Consider the following 20523-nt stretch of genomic DNA (forward strand, 5'->3'; position numbering starts at 1 on the left):
GATTTCGGCAGGTCTGGTCCCTAAAGGAGAGGACGATGGTTGCGGTAAGAAGTGCACATATCAATAAGGCTGGTGAATTTGATCCGGAAAAATGGATCGCAAGTCTGGGTATTACCAGCCAGAAGTCGTGTGAGTGCTTAGCCGAAACCTGGGCGTATTGTCTGCAACAGACGCAGGGGCATCCGGATGCCAGTCTGTTATTGTGGCGTGGTGTTGAGATGGTGGAGATCCTCTCGACATTAAGTATGGACATTGACACGCTGCGGGCGGCGCTGCTGTTCCCTCTGGCTGATGCCAACGTAGTCAGCGAAGATGTGCTGCGTGAGAGCGTCGGTAAGTCGGTCGTTAACCTTATTCACGGCGTGCGTGATATGGCGGCGATCCGCCAGCTGAAAGCGACGCACACTGATTCTGTTTCCTCCGAACAGGTCGATAACGTTCGCCGGATGTTATTGGCGATGGTCGATGATTTTCGCTGCGTGGTCATCAAACTGGCGGAGCGTATTGCTCACCTGCGCGAAGTAAAAGATGCGCCGGAAGATGAACGCGTACTGGCGGCAAAAGAGTGCACCAATATCTACGCGCCGTTGGCGAACCGTCTTGGGATTGGGCAACTGAAATGGGAGCTGGAAGATTACTGCTTCCGTTATCTGCACCCGACCGAATACAAACGCATCGCAAAACTGCTGCATGAACGCCGTCTCGACCGCGAACACTATATCGAAGAGTTTGTCGGCCATCTGCGCGCTGAGATGAAAGCTGAAGGTGTTAAAGCTGAAGTGTATGGTCGACCGAAACACATCTACAGCATCTGGCGCAAAATGCAGAAAAAGAACCTCGCCTTCGATGAGCTGTTTGATGTGCGTGCGGTACGTATTGTCGCCGAGCGTTTACAGGATTGTTATGCCGCACTGGGGATAGTGCACACTCACTATCGCCACCTGCCGGATGAGTTTGACGATTACGTCGCTAACCCGAAACCAAACGGTTATCAGTCCATTCATACCGTGGTTCTGGGGCCGGGTGGCAAAACCGTTGAGATCCAAATCCGCACCAAACAGATGCATGAAGATGCAGAGTTGGGTGTTGCTGCGCACTGGAAATATAAAGAGGGCGCGGCTGCTGGCGGCGCACGTTCGGGACATGAAGACCGGATTGCCTGGCTGCGTAAACTGATTGCGTGGCAGGAAGAGATGGCTGATTCCGGCGAAATGCTCGACGAAGTACGTAGTCAGGTCTTTGACGACCGAGTGTACGTCTTTACGCCGAAAGGTGATGTCGTTGATTTGCCTGCGGGATCAACGCCGCTGGACTTCGCTTACCACATCCACAGTGATGTCGGACACCGCTGCATCGGGGCAAAAATTGGCGGGCGCATTGTGCCGTTCACCTACCAGCTGCAGATGGGCGACCAGATTGAAATTATCACCCAGAAACAGCCGAACCCCAGCCGTGACTGGTTAAACCCAAACCTCGGTTACGTCACAACCAGCCGTGGGCGTTCGAAAATTCACGCCTGGTTCCGTAAACAGGACCGTGACAAAAACATTCTGGCTGGGCGGCAAATCCTTGACGACGAGCTGGAACATCTGGGGATCAGCCTGAAAGAAGCAGAAAAACATCTGCTGCCGCGTTACAACTTCAATGATGTCGACGAGTTGCTGGCGGCGATTGGTGGCGGGGATATCCGTCTCAATCAGATGGTGAACTTCCTGCAATCGCAATTTAATAAGCCGAGTGCCGAAGAGCAGGACGCCGCCGCGCTGAAGCAACTTCAGCAAAAAAGCTACACGCCGCAAAACCGCAGTAAAGATAACGGTCGTGTGGTGGTTGAAGGTGTCGGTAACCTGATGCACCACATCGCGCGCTGCTGTCAGCCTATTCCTGGTGATGAAATAGTTGGTTTCATTACTCAGGGACGCGGTATTTCAGTACACCGCGCCGATTGCGAACAACTGGCGGAACTGCGCTCCCATGCGCCAGAACGCATTGTTGACGCGGTATGGGGTGAGAGCTACTCCGCCGGATATTCGCTGGTGGTCCGCGTGGTGGCTAATGATCGTAGTGGGTTGTTACGTGATATCACGACCATTCTCGCCAACGAGAAGGTGAACGTGCTTGGCGTTGCCAGCCGTAGCGACACCAAACAGCAACTGGCGACCATCGACATGACCATTGAGATTTACAACCTGCAAGTGCTGGGCCGCGTGCTGGGTAAACTCAACCAGGTACCGGATGTTATCGACGCGCGTCGGTTGCACGGGAGTTAATCTTACATAGCTGGATATGGCGTCAGCCGTATCCAGCGATATCTTTTACTCGAAGGTATTACATCTGACGGACCCGCAATTTTCAGGACAATTCAATGAATCAAATCGACCGTTTGCTCACCATCATGCAGCGCCTGCGCGACCCGGAAAACGGCTGCCCGTGGGATAAAGAGCAGACATTTGCCACCATTGCGCCTTACACCCTTGAAGAAACCTACGAGGTGCTGGACGCCATCGCCCGTGAAGATTTTGACGATCTGCGCGGTGAACTGGGCGATCTGCTGTTCCAGGTGGTGTTTTACGCACAAATGGCTCAGGAAGAAGGGCGCTTTGACTTTAATGATATTTGCGCTGCTATTAGCGATAAATTAGAGCGTCGCCATCCGCATGTTTTTGCTGACAGTTCTGCCGAAAATAGTAGTGAAGTGCTTGCCCGTTGGGAGCAAATCAAAACCGAAGAGCGCGCGCAGAAAGCGCAGCATTCGGCGCTGGACGATATTCCTCGTAGTTTACCGGCTTTAATGCGTGCGCAAAAAATCCAGAAACGTTGCGCCAACGTTGGTTTCGACTGGACGACGCTTGATCCGGTAGTCGATAAAGTCTACGAAGAGATCGACGAGGTGATGTACGAGGCGCGGCAGGCTGTTGTCGACCAGGCTAAACTGGAGGAGGAAATGGGTGACCTGCTGTTTGCCACGGTCAATCTGGCTCGTCATTTAGGGACAAAAGCGGAAATCGCATTGCAAAAAGCGAACGAAAAATTCGAGCGTCGTTTTCGCGAAGTGGAGCGTATTGTTGCCGCGCGTGGACTGGAAATGACAGGTGTTGACCTCGAAACAATGGAAGAAGTCTGGCAACAGGTAAAACGGCAGGAAATTGATCTCTAAGGGAATTACGCGGTCAAGCGCGATTTGTGTCATTTTTTAAATGACAAGCGCTTGATTTGCGTCAAAAACATTTACCCCAAAGGGGCTATTTTCTCACTCCTGATTTCAATAGTGCGCTGGCGAAGAGGAGGGATAATGAAAGTTTGTGGCACAGGTCATGTTCGGGTATACTGCTTTCCCGTCCTGGTTATTCCATCGTCTTTTCAACCTAACTTCTCAGGTTCAGCATGACAACGAACTATATTTTTGTGACCGGCGGGGTCGTATCCTCTCTGGGTAAAGGCATTGCCGCAGCCTCCCTCGCAGCCATTCTTGAAGCCCGTGGCCTCAATGTGACCATCATGAAACTGGATCCGTACATCAACGTCGATCCAGGTACTATGAGCCCAATCCAACACGGGGAAGTGTTCGTTACTGAAGACGGCGCTGAAACCGACCTGGACCTGGGGCACTACGAGCGTTTCATTCGTACCAAAATGAGCCGCCGCAACAACTTCACCACGGGTCGTATCTACTCTGACGTTCTGCGTAAAGAACGCCGCGGTGACTATCTCGGCGCAACCGTACAGGTTATTCCGCACATCACTAACGCTATCAAAGAGCGCGTGCTGGAAGGCGGCGAAGGTCATGACGTAGTACTGGTCGAAATCGGCGGTACTGTAGGTGATATCGAATCCCTGCCGTTCCTCGAAGCGATTCGCCAGATGGCTGTTGAAATTGGCCGTGAGCACACCCTGTTTATGCACCTGACGCTGGTGCCGTACATGGCAGCGTCTGGTGAAGTCAAAACCAAACCGACTCAGCACTCTGTAAAAGAGCTGCTTTCAATCGGTATCCAGCCTGATATCCTGATTTGTCGTTCAGATCGCGCCGTTCCGGCGAACGAACGTGCGAAGATTGCATTGTTCTGTAATGTTCCAGAAAAAGCGGTTATTTCTCTGAAAGACGTCGATTCCATCTATAAAATTCCGGGCCTGTTGAAATCTCAGGGGCTGGACGATTATATTTGTAAACGATTCAGCTTAAACTGCCCGGAAGCGAATCTGTCCGAATGGGAACAGGTTATCTTCGAAGAAGCGAATCCGGTAAGTGAAGTCACCATTGGTATGGTCGGCAAATACATTGAGCTGCCGGATGCATACAAATCCGTGATCGAAGCACTGAAACACGGTGGGCTGAAGAATCGTGTCAGCGTCAACATCAAACTGATCGATTCACAAGATGTTGAAACGCGCGGCGTTGAAATCCTTAAAGGTCTGGACGCAATCCTCGTACCTGGCGGTTTCGGCTATCGTGGCGTAGAAGGCATGATTACGACCGCGCGTTTTGCGCGTGAGAACAATATTCCTTATCTGGGCATTTGCCTGGGTATGCAGGTGGCGTTAATTGATTACGCTCGCCATGTTGCCAACATGGAGAACGCCAACTCTACGGAATTTGTGCCAGACTGTAAGTACCCGGTTGTGGCGCTGATTACCGAGTGGCGCGATGAAAACGGCAACGTTGAAGTTCGTAGCGAGAAGAGCGATCTCGGCGGTACCATGCGTCTCGGCGCACAGCAGTGCCAGTTGGTTGACGATAGCCTGGTTCGCCAGCTGTACAATGCGCCGACAATTGTTGAGCGTCATCGTCACCGTTACGAAGTCAACAACATGCTGTTGAAACAGATTGAAGATGCAGGTCTGCGCGTTGCGGGCCGTTCCGGGGATGATCAGTTGGTCGAGATCATCGAAGTTCCGAATCATCCGTGGTTCGTGGCTTGCCAGTTCCATCCGGAGTTTACTTCTACTCCACGTGATGGTCACCCGCTGTTTGCAGGCTTTGTGAAAGCCGCCAGCGAGTTCCAGAAACGTCAGGCGAAGTAAGTAAAAAAGTTAGAACGGCAACGCGTACCCTGGGTACGCGTTGTTTGTCTGGAGTTTCAGTTTAACTAGTGACTTGAGGAAAACCTAATGTCCAAAATCGTAAAAATCATCGGTCGTGAAATCATCGACTCCCGTGGTAACCCGACTGTTGAAGCCGAAGTACATCTGGAGGGTGGTTTCGTCGGTATGGCAGCTGCTCCGTCAGGTGCTTCTACTGGTTCCCGTGAAGCTCTGGAACTGCGCGATGGCGACAAATCCCGTTTCCTGGGTAAAGGCGTAACCAAAGCTGTTGCTGCGGTAAACGGCCCGATCGCTCAGGCGCTGATTGGCAAAGATGCTAAAGATCAGGCTGGCATTGACAAGATCATGATCGACCTGGACGGCACCGAAAACAAATCCAAATTCGGCGCGAACGCAATCCTGGCTGTATCTCTGGCTAACGCCAAAGCTGCTGCAGCTGCTAAAGGTATGCCGCTGTACGAGCACATCGCTGAACTGAACGGCACTCCGGGCAAATACTCTATGCCGGTTCCGATGATGAACATCATCAACGGTGGTGAGCACGCTGACAACAACGTTGATATCCAGGAATTCATGATTCAGCCGGTTGGCGCGAAAACTGTGAAAGAAGCCATCCGCATGGGTTCTGAAGTTTTCCATCACCTGGCAAAAGTTCTGAAAGCGAAAGGCATGAACACTGCTGTTGGTGACGAAGGTGGCTATGCGCCGAACCTGGGTTCCAACGCTGAAGCTCTGGCTGTTATCGCTGAAGCTGTTAAAGCTGCTGGCTATGAACTGGGCAAAGACATCACTCTGGCGATGGACTGCGCAGCTTCTGAATTCTACAAAGACGGTAAATACGTTCTGGCTGGCGAAGGCAACAAAGCATTCACCTCTGAAGAATTCACTCACTTCCTGGAAGAACTGACCAAACAGTACCCGATCGTTTCCATCGAAGACGGTCTGGACGAATCTGACTGGGACGGTTTCGCATACCAGACCAAAGTTCTGGGCGACAAAATCCAGCTGGTTGGTGACGACCTGTTCGTAACCAACACCAAGATCCTGAAAGAAGGTATCGAAAAAGGCATCGCTAACTCCATCCTGATCAAATTCAACCAGATCGGTTCTCTGACCGAAACCCTGGCTGCTATTAAGATGGCGAAAGACGCTGGCTACACTGCAGTTATCTCTCACCGTTCTGGTGAAACTGAAGATGCTACCATCGCTGACCTGGCTGTTGGTACTGCTGCAGGCCAGATCAAAACGGGTTCCATGAGCCGTTCTGACCGTGTTGCTAAATACAACCAGCTGATTCGTATCGAAGAAGCTCTGGGCGAAAAAGCACCGTACAACGGTCGTAAAGAGATCAAAGGCCAGGCATAAGTCTGACTTTATCTGATTTAAAAATGCCAGCCTTCGGGCTGGCATTTTTTATGGCTGAGTTACCAGCGGCCAGACGCGCCGCCACCGCCAGAAGAACCGCCACCTCCGCTAAATCCGCCGCCACTTGAGCCGCCACCAGAACCGCCGCTGTCTGAATGATAACTTCTACCTGATGCTTTTTTCTGTGGGACACATAACCAGGTAAAGACCATAATGATGGTGAAAGCAAAAAAGAAGGAAAATACAGCAATGGAAAAAGTTTGATCGGAGAACAGGAATAAATCTATAAGATAGACTGTTGAAATACAAACACTGCTTTTAAATGCCCGACAAAAATTATTGCCTTGATGAAAAAACCAGAAAGGGAAGAACATCACTGCAAATACCCAAAAAATAGCAAAGTAGTAATGATCACTGGAAGACGCTGATTCACTTTCTGAAGGATTAGACGAATATTGGTGTTGTGAAGTGAGTTGGTTATTCAAAGCGATTATAGCTAACTCTAATCCCTTAGCTAATTTTTGTTTTTTAAAGGCGGGTATCATGATGCTACGGATGATATTGCCAGCCAGAGCATCGGTTACCTTTTCTTCCAGCCCATAACCTACCTGGATGCGGACAGTACGATCCGACCAGGCAACAATGATCAGTATCCCATCATTACGTTTGGCATCTCCTAAACGCCAATTGTCAAAAACCCTTGTAGCATATTGTTCAATGGAATCGTCTCCGATGGACGGCACTACTAATACAGCGACCTGCGCCCGTGTTTTATGTGTAATATCCTGCAGTTGCTGTGTCAGTGATTGTTGTTCAGAAGTGCTTAACGTACCAGTAATATCGGTCACCTGTTGGCGCAGTTCCGGCACAGCAATTTGCTGGGCAAGCCCAGGAAGGCACCACAAAGTGAATAGAATAAAGATTAAGCGCATTACGATCACCAACGGCCGGATGAACCGCCGCCTCCTGAAGAACCGCCACCACCGCGGAAAGAATTTCTCGACGAAGAGCGAGAATGAGCATGAGCATTACGATTCCCCGTTTTCCTGTTGCTTTTTTCTCCTGACCCCAGCTTAAGATTGCCAGTAAATTTGGCCACAATGATCAGCAGAACGATGCCAGCAATGGTTATTGGGCCGATAAAATGATCAATTAACCCAATAATTGTTGAGATGAATGCAATATCTTTATTACTGGCGAACACCAGGCACCATCCCACAATAATTATCAGCATCACGACAAACAATGAATTTCGTCCTGATTCACGAAATTGCGGAGTCTTCTTTTGTTTTTTCACTTTAGCGTTTTTATTTTTTGGGGCCAGCATCATAGGAAATACGCGGCACATATTAAAAACTACTGCGAGACGCTGCCAGCAGATTGCTGCGAAAAATAAACTAAAACAAACGACCGACACCCGCCGAATGATGACATCGTCCTGAAAGCAGAAAAACCAGACCGTAGGTGTAATCATTGATATCATCCATATGCCAGGTCCTGGACGGCTGGTAAATCGCCAGAGGACAATGATGGCAACGATCATCAGCACTGTCCAGGCAAGGCATGGCAGCGAAAGTTGCGGATTAGCAAACAGATGATTGGCTAAAGCATCCAAAGGGCTAAGGTTCGCTTTGATATGGGTAAACTGTGCGATGCTTTCAATTCCGCCCGTTAATCCAGCAAAGAGATTGTTTTTTTCGAATTCTGGCTGCATATGGTAACGAACAATTTGCGCAGCTTGTTCCGGCGGCAACATCTGTTCCAGTCCATGTCCAATCTTCATTGACGCCAGCCCTTCCGGCCAAACGACGAGAATTAAGATACCTTCGCCATATCGCTTCTCTCCAACGGGTTTCCAGTGATATACCCCGTATCTCTGCGAGGCTGCAAGTTTAATGTTTTTGCCCCCTGTTGTCGGCGTAACCAACACGGCCACCTGGAAGTGGTTTTGCTGCTCGAGAGTCTGTAATTGTTGATTTAAAGCACTTTGTTCTTCTGTCGTTAATGTCCCGGTTAAGTCAGTCACTGAAGGCAATCGTTCAGCGAATACCTGAAAACCGCATAGCATCAGAAGTAAGAGAAAAATACGCATATCAATTCCTTTTGTTACCAGCGCCCGGAAGCGCCACCGCCACCAGATGAACCGCCACCACCGCTAAAATTGTCATTGTCGAATGAAGAGGATGACGATGATGAATAGTGGGAGGAAGAATTGCTTCTTGTATGGCGTGATGGCTGGTTGGCATCACGCATCGAATCCCGAACCTTTTTGCCGAAGGGGGTAAAAGCGATGGCAACTGCCAGAAACGGTGTGGCGAAGCAGAGTAATGTTGTGAGTACTCCCCAGCTTCCGCTGAAACCTGCTATAGGTAAAACAAAGGCCAGTACAATGGCTGCGAAGCAAATTACTCCCAACGTTTTGATATATCCTCTGGCAGAAATAAACGTCAGTATTATCGCCCAGACTAATAAAGCCCACCAACCGCTAAAGGGCAAAGGGTGATCGGTCGGTGTTATCGTTGCTGAATTATTCCCCGTCAGGCGACTTTCAATATCGTTGATCCCCTTTTGTAAACCACCAGCCAGGTCGCCTTTTTTAAATGCCGGAATAATACTGTTGCGAATAATTTTCCCGGACTGTGCATCCGTAATAATACCTTCCAGCCCGTAACCGATTTCAATACGCACGGTATGATCCTGCCAGGCGACTAACAGTAGAACGCCATCATCACGGTCTTTATCACCCGGTTTCCAGCTATCGAATACCCGCGTTGCGTACTGCTCGATGGTTTCATCGCCTGTTGTATCAACCACTAACACGACCAACTGTGCGTGGTTTTTTTGCGTCAGGGCTTTAATCTGGTTGGTCAGGGTGTTTACTTCGCTGTTTGTTAATGTGCCGGTTAAGTCATTCACATACCTGGGTGATTCAGGTACTGGAATTTGTGTAGCAAACACAGATGAACAGAAGAAAGCTATAAGGAAGATAAAATTTCGCATAGAACGTCCCCGCTTAATGAGCATTAGCATTCTGGCTAAAATCTATTGTTGGGGCTTTACTTACTGCGGTGACATCATCCGGCAAATAATTTTTCTTTGGTGTGTAATCCATGACCTTTGCGGTTAATACAGCGGGGAATTTGCGGATAGTGACATTATATTGTTCAATGGCTTTAATATATCTTCCTCGCGCAACGGCAATTCTATTTTCACTTCCTTCGAGCTGTACCATTAAGTTTTGATAGAGCTCTTGAGCCTTTAACTGAGGGTAACGCTCACTAATAATCGTTAACTGCCCGAGAGTGCGAGTCACCTGCGCCTGCGCCTGTTGCCAGGCTTGTAATTTTTGTTCATCTCCCGGAGTTTTCTGAAGATCGCTACTGGCGCGATTAGCCTGACTACGTGCCAATGTTACGGCTTCTAGTACCTCTTGTTCATGGCTGGAGTAACCTTTAATACTAGCGACAAGATTAGGAATAAGATCGGTGCGACGTTGATATTGATTTAATACTTCTGACCAGGAGGCATTAACCTGTTCATCATAGGTTTGAATATCGTTATAACCGCAACCTGATAAATTGAAAATAAATATAAACGCGATGAATATTCTAAACATGTTTAAATCCCTTTCATTTAATCCTTGAAAACATAATACGCCGCTTCATTTTATTCTTAATGATCTGAGCCAATTTTTGCATCAAACCTGCCTGTAACAGAATGTTAATAAGACATGATTGTTGTGGCAGGATCTGCAATAATTAACAATTATCCACTTCACAGAGAATGCTATGCAGTACCCGATTAACGAGATGTTCCAGACCCTGCAAGGTGAGGGTTACTTTACCGGCGTCCCCGCCATTTTTATTCGTTTACAGGGATGTCCGGTTGGCTGTGCCTGGTGCGACACCAAACACACCTGGGAAAAGCTTGAGGATCGGGAAGTCTCCCTTTTCAGCATTCTGGCGAAGACCAAAGAGAGTGATAAGTGGGGGGCGGCGAGCAGTGAAGATTTGCTGGCTGTCATTGGCCGTCAGGGATACACCGCGCGTCATGTGGTGATTACGGGTGGTGAGCCTTGCATTCATGATTTGCTGCCACTGACTGACCTGCTCGAAAAGAACGGTTTTAGCTGCCAGATCGAAACCAGTGGTACTCATGAAGTACGCTGCACACCGAATACCTGGGTTACCGTATCACCAAAGCTAAATATGCGCGGTGGCTATGAAGTGTTGTCACAAGCCCTGGAGCGAGCCAACGAAATCAAACACCCAGTAGGACGCGTACGTGATATTGAAGCACTGGATGAATTGCTGGCGACGCTGACCGATGATAAACCGCGAGTCATTGCACTTCAGCCAATTAGCCAGAAGGAAGATGCTACGCGTTTATGTATCGATACCTGCATTGCGCGCAACTGGCGTTTGTCGATGCAGACACATAAATATTTGAATATTGCCTGATTAAACATTTATAAGCGTTATAAATGGGTGGAATCTGTAAAGACTTCTACTCATTTATATTCTTTGTCGTCTCTGAAAAACCTCCATTTTGCCCATTCTGGACTAATCATTATCATTCTCTACAAATTCTGTGGCGTTAATTTTTCGCTGGAGTGAAAATTATTGCGGTAAAGTTTGGTAGATTTTAGTTTGAATAGAGTCATTGTAAATATTTATCTTTTTAATCAATGGATTAAGTGCTCTTTAACATAATGGATGTGTTGTTTGTGTGATACTGTAAAGTTGGTAGATTGTGACTGTCTTAAAAAATAATTAATTAATAATAGGTTATGTTTAGAGAGTTCCCCGCACCAGCGGGGATAAACCGAACGGCGCGGCCCACCAGCAAAAACCGGATATGAGTTCCCCGCGTCAGCGGGGATAACCATTCAGGTATGTTCAGGCCGGACAGTTTCCCGCCCGGCCTTCCTCACTTACGCATTCGACCAGCTCTGGATCGAATCCGCATTCCCCAATTCCCCATGCATCACTTCATACGATTTTTTCAGGATCACATCAGTATGTTTGGTTAGGTCTTTGAAAATGCCTTTATTCATCGCGTCGTAGCGTTTGGCATTGCTCTCAATCGGTATGAAGATATCTTTCACGCGAACCATTTTATCGACAGCCGTTGTGTAATCCGGGTATAGCCCCAGACCTACCGCCGTATTGATCGCAGCCCCCAGACTTGCACAACCGTTAATGGCGTTTCGGCGTGCCGGAAGGTTGAACACGTCGGCAAAAATCTGCATAAACAGATCGCTGTTCGAACCGCCGCCAGTAATGATCACATGCTTTGCAAAGTGATTCATTTCATGACACATATTGTCGTAATTATTCTTCAGCGTCAGCGCCACGCTTTCCAGTATCGAACGATATATCCATGCGTAATCCATACTGGAATCAAAGCCGATCATAATTCCGCGTTTGTACGGTTCCCACGGATTGGTCAGCCAGTCCAGCACCGTCATCAGCCCATTACAACCAGGTGGCACGCAAGACGCTTTTTTGTTGAGCAAATCTTCCGGTGAAAGATCCTGTGCTTTGGCATCCTGAATTAACGACTCGCCTAACATGTCGCGCAGCCAGCTCACCGTCCACATGCCTTTGCGAATACCGTAACCTTCATACAGCAATGTTTGCGGAATAGAAGACATAATCGGCCAGTACGCGACCGGATCTTTCGGCAGTGCTTTGCCGTTCATCATCAACGCGATATAGGTGCCAAGAGAAATTACCGCCGTTTCATCATCCAGTAACCCGGCTCCCAGAGCTTCTACCGGTTTATCACTGGTGGTACAAACAACCGGCAGCCCAGCCGGGAAATGTGTCGCCAGCGCAGCTTGTGGTGTGATATGCCCAAGAATGGTGCCCGGCATTTGCACGTCAAAAAGCATCTGGCGGGGGATATTAAACTTTTCCATTACCGCGGCATCTTCGCTCCATGCCCAGGTCTTATAATTCACCGGCCACTGACCAAAATAGTTGGCGATATTATCTTTAAATTCGCCGGTTAAGCGATGTGTCAGATAACCCGAAAAAGAGGTGACATAGGCCACGTCAGGATTAGTGTGTTCGTAAGGGCGTGTAACGCGTGCATCCTGCCAGCTAATCAACGGCGCGGCTGGCGTACCATCGGCTTTCAATAACGCACGGCAGCAACGGATTGAGCCCAGGCCAATGCCGACAATATCTTCTTTATTTCCGGCAAACTGGCTCATCAAATCGTGACTGGCAAAACATAGTGATGCCCATAAATCGTCGTCAGGATGTTCTGCGGTATCGGCATCTGGCGTGTGCATCGGCTGCAATAAGCCTTTGCCTTCGCAAACCACATTACCTTCCAGATCGTACATCACCACTTTTGTGCTCTGACTTCCGCCATCAATCCCTATGATGTATTTTTTCGACATGATTTTTCTCCTGTAATTTTCCTGGCTTACTTGCTGCTAGCCATTGCGGGGGCGCTATCAGCAGTACGAATTTTTTGGAACAGCAAAAAGGTAAAGATGATCACCATGCCAAGCGCCGCCATGCCCATTAGCCACATGTTGCGGTAGGCTTCTGCAGCGGGCAGGGTGTCTTGCCAGTAGCCGATAATCGGGTAAACGAAGACATCCGGCAGGAATCCAATCACCGAACAAATACCTACCGTGGTGCCCATAATGTAAGACGGTGTTCTCGCTTCGCCAGGGCAGGCCCAATACAGCCCGCGTGAGGCGTAACAGGTGAATCCCAGTAATAAAATCAGGCCAATCCCCATCGCGACCGATTGCGGGTTAGAGTTCGTGACGAGCAGGGCTGTCAATGCCAGCAAACCGATGATGGAAAGGATTTGGACCACGCGGGTAGGGGATTTCACTTTGCTGTAGGTGGTGATAATGCCGCCAAGTGGGCCGCATAACGCGCGGAAGATTTTGTTGATCACAATCCCCATGTAGCTCGCCGCCACCAGTGACATGCCGTACATTTCGGTCAGATAGTTGGTGGAGTAACTCAGAATGGCGTAGATGGTGAAGACACCAAAAATCACCATGCTGCAATACCAGGTGGTGCTGATGCGCAAAACGGCCAGGATGTCGCTAAGCTGGAATGACTGTTTTTCTTCGTTATTGGCACTGCGCAGATTGTTGTTATCGCTAACAAAAAACCAACACAAAATGCCCAGCAGAATGTAAACCACACTATAGATAATAATGACCGTTTTCAGGCTGGCGCTGTCATCCGGTGCAAAGCGAGAAAAGACCCACATGGTAAACACCGCCAGCGACATTACACCGACGCCGCGCAGCCCTTCCATCCAGCCCATAATTTTCCCTTGCTCGCTATGATCGCCCAGCAACGATGCGGCTTTAATCGACACCGACCACAGCATTAAAATCGTCGTTATCGCAAAGGCGACCTGAATACAGAGCATTACCCACAGTGGTGGATATGTTGCCATTATCAGGCCCAGTAATCCGGTAATGATCATCGCGGAAGTAATCATTTTGCGGTGTGAAAATTTATCGGCAATAACGCCGCTGGGGGCATAAAGAATAATAGCCGCAATACCAAAGGTACTCATTATTAAACCTATCTCGGTATTGCTGAATCCCATAAATTTTGCCATGGGAATTTGATAAATATAACGTAAATAAGCCAGGTCGAAACTAACGCCGCCGCTAAAACTAATTATCGCGAGGGTTATCCAACGGCGATATGAGTTGTGTTGCATATCGTATTCCCATTTGTAATAGACAAAAAAAAGAGAAAAGTAAGCCGCCCTTTCAGGTGGATTACTTTTCTCAGGTCTCTAGTAATTGCAATAAGAAATAACATGGAAAGCAGAGGTGTTGTGTGAGAGTAATCACGCTTCTGCTTTTTTAAATTATTTGACAATACTAACATCACACTGTGATTACGATCACATTAGCAGTTATGTCCTTATGCTAAAAATTATCTCCAGTTACCAGAGATAATGAGAAAGGTAACTTCCCTCTCGCGGGGGAAGTTACCTTTCTTTTTTTTTGCCTTACGGAAATTGGAGCTAACTATGTCAATCGAATCTCTCAATGCGTTCTCAATGGATTTTTTCTCCCTGAAAGGTAAAACAGCAATTGTTACCGGCGGGAATAGCGGTTTAGGCCAGGCATTTGCCATGGCGTTGGCCAAAGCTGGCGCAAATGTCTTTATTCCTAGTTTCGTCAAAGATAACGGCGAAACTAAGGAAATGATTGAAAAACAGGGTGTCGAAGTTGATTTTATGCAGGTGGATATCACCGCAGAAGGCGCGCCGCAGAAGATTATCGCTGCCTGCTGTGAGCGCTTCGGTACCGTAGATATTCTGGTTAACAATGCCGGTATTTGTAAGCTGAATAAGGTGCTGGACTTTGGTCGTGCCGACTGGGACCCGATGATTGACGTGAACCTGACCGCCGCATTCGAGTTAAGCTACGAAGCGGCAAAAATTATGATCCCGCAGAAAAGCGGTAAAATCATTAATATCTGTTCATTGTTCTCTTACTTAGGTGGTCAATGGTCACCTGCTTATTCTGCCACTAAACATGCTCTTGCCGGATTCACCAAAGCCTATTGCGATGAATTAGGCCAATATAATATTCAGGTGAATGGTATTGCTCCTGGTTATTATGCAACCGATATTACGCTGGCGACCCGTAGTAATCCAGAAACTAACCAGCGTGTTCTTGATCATATTCCGGCAAACCGTTGGGGTGATACTCAGGATTTAATGGGTGCAGCTGTATTCCTCGCAAGTCCGGCATCGAATTATGTCAACGGACATTTATTAGTGGTTGATGGCGGTTATTTAGTGCGCTAATTCATAACGGTGGTTTCTGTTTTCTCTTATTAATAACTATTCCATTTTTATTATCAGGAAGGAATTACTATGTCTTTATCTCGCGTAGCGATTGTCGACCAGCTAAAGGAAATTGTTGGTGCAGATCGCGTAATTACCGATGAAACGGTATTAAAGAAAAACAGTATTGACCGTTTTCGTAAATTTCCGGATATTCATGGAATTTATACTTTGCCGATTCCGGCAGCGGTCGTAAAACTCGGTTCTACAGAACAAGTATCCCGTGTGCTGAATTTTATGAATGCGCACAAAATTAACGGTGTGCCACGTACCGGTGCTTCCGCCACCGAAGGTGGGCTGGAAACCGTTGTGGAAAACTCGGTGGTGCTCGACGGCTCCGCCATGAATCAAATCATTAATATTGATATTGAGAATATGCAGGCCACGGCGCAATGTGGCGTTCCGCTGGAGGTGCTGGAAAACGCGTTGCGTGAAAAAGGTTACACCACGGGGCATTCTCCGCAGTCAAAGCCGCTGGCGCAGATGGGCGGCCTGGTGGCGACCCGCAGTATCGGGCAGTTTTCCACACTCTACGGCGCAATCGAGGATATGGTCGTTGGTCTGGAAGCGGTGCTGGCAGATGGCACCGTCACACGCATTAAAAACGTGCCACGTCGCGCGGCTGGCCCGGACATTCGTCATATCATCATCGGCAACGAAGGTGCACTGTGCTATATCACTGAAGTCACAGTGAAAATCTTCAAATTTACGCCGGAAAACAATCTCTTCTACGGCTATATCCTGGAAGAGATGAAAACCGGCTTCAACATCCTGCGTGAAATCATGGTGGAAGGGTATCGTCCGTCGATTGCTCGTTTGTATGATGCTGAAGATGGCACCCAACACTTCACCCATTTTGCCGACGGTAAATGTGTACTGATCTTTATGGCTGAAGGTAACTCTCGCATTGCGAAGGCGACGGGCGAAGGGATTGCGGAAATCGTTGCCCGTTACCCGCAATGCCAGCGCGTGGACAGCAAGCTGATCGAAACCTGGTTTAACAACCTGAACTGGGGACCGGATAAAGTGGCTGCCGAACGTGTGCAGATCCTCAAAACCGGCAACATGGGCTTTACCACCGAAGTGTCCGGCTGCTGGAGCTGCATTCACGAAATCTACGAAAGCGTTATTAACCGTATTCGTACCGAGTTCCCGCACGCCGACGACATCACCATGCTGGGCGGTCACTCCTCTCATAGCTATCAGAACGGCACCAACATGTACTTCGTCTACGACTACAACGTCGTTGACTGTAAGCCGGAAGAGGAAATCGACAAGTACCACAATCCGCTCAACAAAATCATCTGCGAAGAAACCATTCGTCTCGGCGGTTCGATGGTGCACCACCACGGTATCGGTAAACATCGCGTTCACTGGAGCAAACTGGAACACGGCAGCGCGTGGGCGTTGCTGGAAGGGCTGAAAAAGCAGTTCGATCCTAATGACATTATGAACACGGGTACTATCTATCCGATTGAAAAATAATGTGTCAGGCAGCGTTCCGCGATGACGGGGCGTTGCCTTTTCGGCTTCTCAGGCGAGAAGCCGTTCTTATTACCGGACAATGAAGGGGTAAAGATGAACACTTCACCGGTGCGAATGGATGATTTACCGCTTAACCGTTTTCACTGTCGAATTGCTGCGCTCACTTTCGGCGCACACCTGACCGACGGTTATGTCCTCGGCGTTATTGGTTACGCCATTATTCAGCTTACGCCCGCCATGCAACTGACGCCGTTTATGGCGGGAATGATCGGCGGCTCGGCGTTACTTGGTTTGTTTCTTGGCAGCCTGGTTTTGGGGTGGATCTCCGACCATATCGGGCGGCAAAAAATCTTCACCTTCAGTTTTATGCTGATTACGCTCGCTTCGTTCTTGCAATTTTTTGCCACCACGCCAGAGCATCTTATTGGATTGCGCATTTTGATCGGCATTGGTCTGGGAGGCGATTACTCAGTCGGTCACACCTTGCTGGCTGAATTTTCCCCGCGCCGCCATCGCGGTATTTTGCTGGGCGCATTCAGTGTGGTGTGGACCGTAGGCTATGTGCTGGCAAGTATTGCCGGACATCACTTTATTTCCGAAAGCCCGGAGGCCTGGCGCTGGCTGCTGGCATCAGCAGCGTTACCAGCCTTGCTGATTACGCTGCTACGTTGGGGCACGCCGGAATCGCCACGCTGGCTACTGCGCCAGGGGCGTTTTGCAGAAGCTCACGCTATCGTTCATCGCTATTTTGGCCCGCATGTTTTACTGGGCGATGAAGTGGCAACGGCGACCCATAAACACATCAAAACCTTGTTCTCTTCGCGCTACTGGCGGCGCACGGCGTTTAACAGCGTCTTCTTTGTCTGCCTCGTAATCCCATGGTTTGTGATTTATACCTGGCTGCCGACCATCGCCCAAACTATTGGTCTGGAAGATGCGCTGACTGCCAGCCTGATGCTTAATGCGTTGTTAATTGTTGGCGCGTTATTAGGGTTAGTGTTGACCCACTTGTTAGCGCATCGCAGATTTTTACTGGGAAGTTTTTTGCTGCTAACGGCAACGCTGGTAGTAATGGCCTGTTTGCCTTCCGGCAGTTCATTAACGCTGCTGCTTTTTGTTCTCTTCAGCACCACCATTTCGGCAGTCAGTAATCTGGTGGGCATTTTGCCTGCGGAAAGTTTTCCTACTGACATTCGCTCGCTGGGCGTCGGTTTTGCCACCGCCATGAGTCGGTTGGGGGCGGCGGTAAGTACTGGCCTGCTGCCGTGGGTGCTGGCGCAGTGGGGAATGCAAGCCACCTTATTGCTCCTGGCGGCAGTGTTGTTGGTTGGTTTTGTTGTGACCTGGCTATGGGCACCAGAAACCAAAGCACTCCCGCTGGTGGCGGCGGGAAATGTAGGAGGTGCGAATGAACATTCTGTTAGCGTTTAAAGCCGAACCGGATGCCGGAATGCTGGCGGAAAAAGAGTGGCAGGCGGCTCAGGGTAATAGCGGACCGGATGTTTCGCTTCTGCGAAGTTTACTCGGTGCTGATGAACAGGCTGCCGCCGCGCTGCTGTTGGCGCAGAGAAAAAACGGTACGTCGATGTCTTTAACCGCGTTGAGCATGGGGGATGAACGGGCGTTGCACTGGCTGCGCTATCTCATGGCTCTTGGGTTTGAGGACGCTGTATTGCTGGAGACGGCGGCAGATCTGCGCTTTGCGCCGGAATTTGTCGCTCGCCATATTGCCGAATGGCAGTACCAGAATCCGCTGGAGCTGATAATTACTGGCTGCCAAAGCAGCGAAGGGCAGAATGGGCAAACGCCATTTTTGCTGGCGGAAATGCTGGGCTGGCCCTGCTTCACCCAGGTGGAGCGTTTCACTCTCGACGCGCCGTTTATCACCCTCGAACAGCGTACTGAAAACGGGCTGCGCTGTTGCCGGGTTCGCTTGCCTGCGGTGATTGCCGTGCGTCAGTGCGGTGAAGTGGCCTTGCCAGTACCGGGAATGCGTCAGCGAATGGCGGCGGGGAAAGCAGAAATTATCCGTAAAACTGTTGCTGCCGAAATGCCAGCGATGCAGTGTCTGCAACTGGCAAGAGCAGAGCAACGACGCGGAGCGACGCTGATTGATGGGCAAACGGTAGCAGAAAAAGCGCAAAAGCTATGGCAGTACTATTTATGCCAAAGGATGCAGCCATGAATATCGTACTTGTGACAATAAATCAGGACCATGCCGCAATAGCGAGCTGGCTGGCGGCGCAGGATTTCAGCGGTTGTACCCTGGCACACTGGCAAATAGAACCACAGCCGATGATTGCGGAACAGGTGCTGGATGCGCTGGTGGAACAGTGGCAACGAACGCCTGCGGAGGTTGTCCTCTTTCCTCCGGGCGCGTTTGGCGATGAACTGGCTACCCGACTGGCCTGGCGTGTACATGGCGCCAGTATCTGCCAGGTGATTTCATTCGATATATCAACCGCAAGCGTGCGCAAATCTCACTGGGGAAATGCGCTAACGGCGACGTTGCAAACAGAAAAACGCCCGCTATGCCTTTCGCTGGCACGTCAGGCGGGAGCAGATAAAAACGCCACGTTGCCCTCTGGGATGCAGCAACTGAACATTGTCCCCGGCGCGCTTCCAGACTGGCTTATCAGCGTCGAAAATCTGAAAAATGTTACCCGTGACCCATTAGCTGAGGCCAGACGGGTGCTGGTGGTGGGGCAGGGCGGAGAGGCAGATAACCAGGAAATCGCTATGCTGGCAGAAAAGATGGGAGTCGAAGTGGGCTACAGTCGGGCACGAGTGATGAACGGTGGCGTTGATGCCGAAAAAGTGATTGGTATTTCCGGACATCTGCTGGCACCTGAGGTGTGTATTGTTGTTGGCGCTTCCGGCGCAGCAGCGTTAATGGCGGGCGTACGCAATAGCAAGTTTGTGGTGGCGATTAATCATGACGCCAGCGCGGCGGTATTTTCACAGGCAGATGTTGGCGTGGTTGATGACTGGAAAGCGGTGCTGGAGGCACTGGTGACAACCATTCACGCAGATTGCCAATAACGTGCTGCCGGATGATCCTGCCTACGGTTCTGGGCTGGGGACTTGTAAGCCTGATAAGACGCGTCAAGCGTCGCATCAGGCGCTGAATGTCGGATGTGGCGTGCAGCCTACAAATCACACCAAATTCAACTTGTTACGATTATCCCGTCAAAGCAATTTTTTCGCTAACGTCCAGACCCCAGTATTCGTGGTGGAAAGCGCCACAACACCCGCGTTAATCGCATTACGCGCATCTTCTTCATCGCACACCAGCCCGCCAGCAATCAGCGGTTGGCGGATTTTCTCCGTCACCCAGCCCAGCACTTTAGGCATGCAGCCTGGCAGGATCTCAATACAATCCGGATTCGATTGCGCAACTTGCTTATCAATGTTGTGAAACGAAATCGAATCAACAATAAACAGTCGATGAATACAGAAAAAACCTTCCGCTCTTGCTGCTTTCAGCATTGAGGCTTTGGTACTGATAATTCCGTCCGCCTCGGTTACCAGTTTCAAAAACTGAATCACCACTTCTTTATTTGACGCGCCTTCCAGCAAATCAACATGAATAAAAGCATATTTCCCGGCGTTCTTAATCTTTTTAACGATATTACTAATGGTGCAGATATTGCCGTACAACACGGAAATAAACTGGCATTCAGAGTCGATTGCCAGTTGCAGGCTGGCATTATCTTTAACGGCAGCAATCACCGGATTCTGGCGGAGCAGGTGTAAGAGGGACATAAATTA

Annotated in this window: 16 protein-coding genes and 1 pseudogene; 10 read left to right on the top strand and 7 right to left on the bottom strand. The window is 49.4% G+C overall.

Going from position 1 to position 20523, the window contains the following annotated elements; translation table 11 throughout:
- Window positions 1-35 precede the first annotated feature (35 nt).
- From relA to eno, 4 genes are all read left to right on the top strand, one after another.
- Window positions 36-2270, top strand: coding sequence for a GTP diphosphokinase (gene relA / locus HBM92_RS05455; protein WP_000226815.1), 2235 nt, complete (start codon window positions 36-38; stop codon window positions 2268-2270).
- 95 nt (window positions 2271-2365) lie between these two features.
- Entirely contained in the window at window positions 2366-3157 is a 792-nt protein-coding gene (gene mazG, locus HBM92_RS05460; RefSeq protein ID WP_001071640.1) for a nucleoside triphosphate pyrophosphohydrolase, read from the top strand.
- A gap of 227 nt (window positions 3158-3384) precedes the next feature.
- Window positions 3385-5022, top strand: coding sequence for a glutamine hydrolyzing CTP synthase (gene pyrG / locus HBM92_RS05465; protein WP_000210878.1), 1638 nt, complete (start codon window positions 3385-3387; stop codon window positions 5020-5022).
- 87 nt (window positions 5023-5109) lie between these two features.
- Window positions 5110-6408: a phosphopyruvate hydratase gene (gene eno / locus HBM92_RS05470; RefSeq protein WP_000036723.1), complete on the top strand. Its 1299-nt coding sequence runs from the start codon at window positions 5110-5112 to the stop codon at window positions 6406-6408.
- A gap of 59 nt (window positions 6409-6467) precedes the next feature.
- Here the strand turns inward: eno and HBM92_RS05475 are convergent, their stop codons facing one another.
- The 4 genes and pseudogenes from HBM92_RS05475 to HBM92_RS05490 form a co-directional block, all read right to left on the bottom strand.
- Window positions 6468-7340, bottom strand: a complete 873-nt coding sequence (locus HBM92_RS05475; RefSeq protein WP_001443092.1) for a TPM domain-containing protein — start codon at window positions 7338-7340, stop codon at window positions 6468-6470.
- Between the two features lie 5 nt (window positions 7341-7345).
- A complete protein-coding gene (locus tag HBM92_RS05480) occupies window positions 7346-8500 on the bottom strand; it encodes a TPM domain-containing protein (protein ID WP_001217981.1) in 1155 nt (384 codons plus the stop codon).
- Between the two features lie 236 nt (window positions 8501-8736).
- Window positions 8737-9408: pseudogene (locus HBM92_RS05485) on the bottom strand (TPM domain-containing protein); the annotation flags it as partial.
- A gap of 13 nt (window positions 9409-9421) precedes the next feature.
- Window positions 9422-10024, bottom strand: coding sequence for a LemA family protein (locus HBM92_RS05490; protein WP_000488376.1), 603 nt, complete (start codon window positions 10022-10024; stop codon window positions 9422-9424).
- 172 nt (window positions 10025-10196) lie between these two features.
- Between HBM92_RS05490 and queE the strand changes: the two genes are divergently transcribed.
- On the top strand, window positions 10197-10868 hold the full coding sequence (gene queE, locus HBM92_RS05495; RefSeq protein WP_001199974.1) for a 7-carboxy-7-deazaguanine synthase QueE: 672 nt from the start codon (window positions 10197-10199) through the stop codon (window positions 10866-10868).
- A 473-nt stretch (window positions 10869-11341) separates the two neighbouring features.
- Here queE and HBM92_RS05500 read toward each other — a convergent pair whose 3' ends face one another.
- Window positions 11342-12820, bottom strand: coding sequence for an FGGY-family carbohydrate kinase (locus HBM92_RS05500; protein ID WP_000039746.1), 1479 nt, complete (start codon window positions 12818-12820; stop codon window positions 11342-11344).
- Between the two features lie 26 nt (window positions 12821-12846).
- On the bottom strand, window positions 12847-14124 hold the full coding sequence (locus tag HBM92_RS05505) for an MFS transporter (RefSeq protein WP_001164538.1): 1278 nt from the start codon (window positions 14122-14124) through the stop codon (window positions 12847-12849).
- Between the two features lie 318 nt (window positions 14125-14442).
- On the opposite strand from HBM92_RS05505, the gene HBM92_RS05510 reads away from it, so the two are divergent.
- From HBM92_RS05510 to HBM92_RS05530, 5 genes are all read left to right on the top strand, one after another.
- Window positions 14443-15228, top strand: coding sequence for an SDR family oxidoreductase (locus tag HBM92_RS05510; RefSeq protein ID WP_000021342.1), 786 nt, complete (start codon window positions 14443-14445; stop codon window positions 15226-15228).
- Window positions 15229-15297: 69 nt separating this feature from the next.
- Window positions 15298-16752, top strand: a complete 1455-nt coding sequence (locus HBM92_RS05515; protein ID WP_000059424.1) for an FAD-binding oxidoreductase — start codon at window positions 15298-15300, stop codon at window positions 16750-16752.
- Window positions 16753-16773: 21 nt separating this feature from the next.
- Window positions 16774-18183 (top strand): MFS transporter, encoded by a 1410-nt coding sequence (locus HBM92_RS05520; protein ID WP_000147679.1) that lies wholly within the window; start codon window positions 16774-16776, stop codon window positions 18181-18183.
- The gene (locus HBM92_RS05525; protein ID WP_001305277.1) at window positions 18161-18937 is read left to right on the top strand and encodes an electron transfer flavoprotein subunit beta/FixA family protein; all 777 of its coding nucleotides are present in this window, start codon (window positions 18161-18163) and stop codon (window positions 18935-18937) included. Before HBM92_RS05520 ends, HBM92_RS05525 begins: the two co-directional genes overlap by 23 nt.
- Complete coding sequence (locus tag HBM92_RS05530) at window positions 18934-19794, top strand: electron transfer flavoprotein subunit alpha/FixB family protein (RefSeq protein ID WP_001443090.1); 861 nt, start codon at window positions 18934-18936, stop codon at window positions 19792-19794. The genes HBM92_RS05525 and HBM92_RS05530 overlap by 4 nt, the downstream gene beginning before the upstream one ends.
- Window positions 19795-19941: 147 nt before the next feature.
- On the opposite strand, the gene HBM92_RS05535 is transcribed toward HBM92_RS05530, so the two are convergent.
- Window positions 19942-20517, bottom strand: a complete 576-nt coding sequence (locus HBM92_RS05535; protein ID WP_000054625.1) for a glycerol-3-phosphate responsive antiterminator — start codon at window positions 20515-20517, stop codon at window positions 19942-19944.
- Between the last annotated feature and the right edge of the window lie 6 nt (window positions 20518-20523).

Source organism: Escherichia sp. E.sYA108, from assembly GCF_011754335.1.
GTDB classification, from domain to species: Bacteria; Pseudomonadota; Gammaproteobacteria; order Enterobacterales; family Enterobacteriaceae; genus Escherichia; species Escherichia coli.

Excerpts from the sequence above, each read along its gene's own strand:
- eno (WP_000036723.1), top strand. The coding sequence starts at position 5,110 with ATGTCCAAAATCGTAAAAATCATCGGTCGTGAAATCATCGACTCCCGT.
- HBM92_RS05515 (WP_000059424.1), top strand. The coding sequence starts at position 15,298 with ATGTCTTTATCTCGCGTAGCGATTGTCGACCAGCTAAAGGAAATTGTT.
- relA (WP_000226815.1), top strand. The coding sequence starts at position 36 with ATGGTTGCGGTAAGAAGTGCACATATCAATAAGGCTGGTGAATTTGAT.
- HBM92_RS05490 (WP_000488376.1), bottom strand. The coding sequence starts at position 10,024 with ATGTTTAGAATATTCATCGCGTTTATATTTATTTTCAATTTATCAGGT.
- HBM92_RS05505 (WP_001164538.1), bottom strand. The coding sequence starts at position 14,124 with ATGCAACACAACTCATATCGCCGTTGGATAACCCTCGCGATAATTAGT.
- pyrG (WP_000210878.1), top strand. The coding sequence starts at position 3,385 with ATGACAACGAACTATATTTTTGTGACCGGCGGGGTCGTATCCTCTCTG.
- mazG (WP_001071640.1), top strand. The coding sequence starts at position 2,366 with ATGAATCAAATCGACCGTTTGCTCACCATCATGCAGCGCCTGCGCGAC.
- HBM92_RS05530 (WP_001443090.1), top strand. The coding sequence starts at position 18,934 with ATGAATATCGTACTTGTGACAATAAATCAGGACCATGCCGCAATAGCG.
- HBM92_RS05500 (WP_000039746.1), bottom strand. The coding sequence starts at position 12,820 with ATGTCGAAAAAATACATCATAGGGATTGATGGCGGAAGTCAGAGCACA.
- HBM92_RS05475 (WP_001443092.1), bottom strand. The coding sequence starts at position 7,340 with ATGCGCTTAATCTTTATTCTATTCACTTTGTGGTGCCTTCCTGGGCTT.
- queE (WP_001199974.1), top strand. The coding sequence starts at position 10,197 with ATGCAGTACCCGATTAACGAGATGTTCCAGACCCTGCAAGGTGAGGGT.
- HBM92_RS05480 (WP_001217981.1), bottom strand. The coding sequence starts at position 8,500 with ATGCGTATTTTTCTCTTACTTCTGATGCTATGCGGTTTTCAGGTATTC.
- HBM92_RS05525 (WP_001305277.1), top strand. The coding sequence starts at position 18,161 with ATGAACATTCTGTTAGCGTTTAAAGCCGAACCGGATGCCGGAATGCTG.
- HBM92_RS05510 (WP_000021342.1), top strand. The coding sequence starts at position 14,443 with ATGTCAATCGAATCTCTCAATGCGTTCTCAATGGATTTTTTCTCCCTG.
- HBM92_RS05520 (WP_000147679.1), top strand. The coding sequence starts at position 16,774 with ATGACGGGGCGTTGCCTTTTCGGCTTCTCAGGCGAGAAGCCGTTCTTA.
- HBM92_RS05535 (WP_000054625.1), bottom strand. The coding sequence starts at position 20,517 with ATGTCCCTCTTACACCTGCTCCGCCAGAATCCGGTGATTGCTGCCGTT.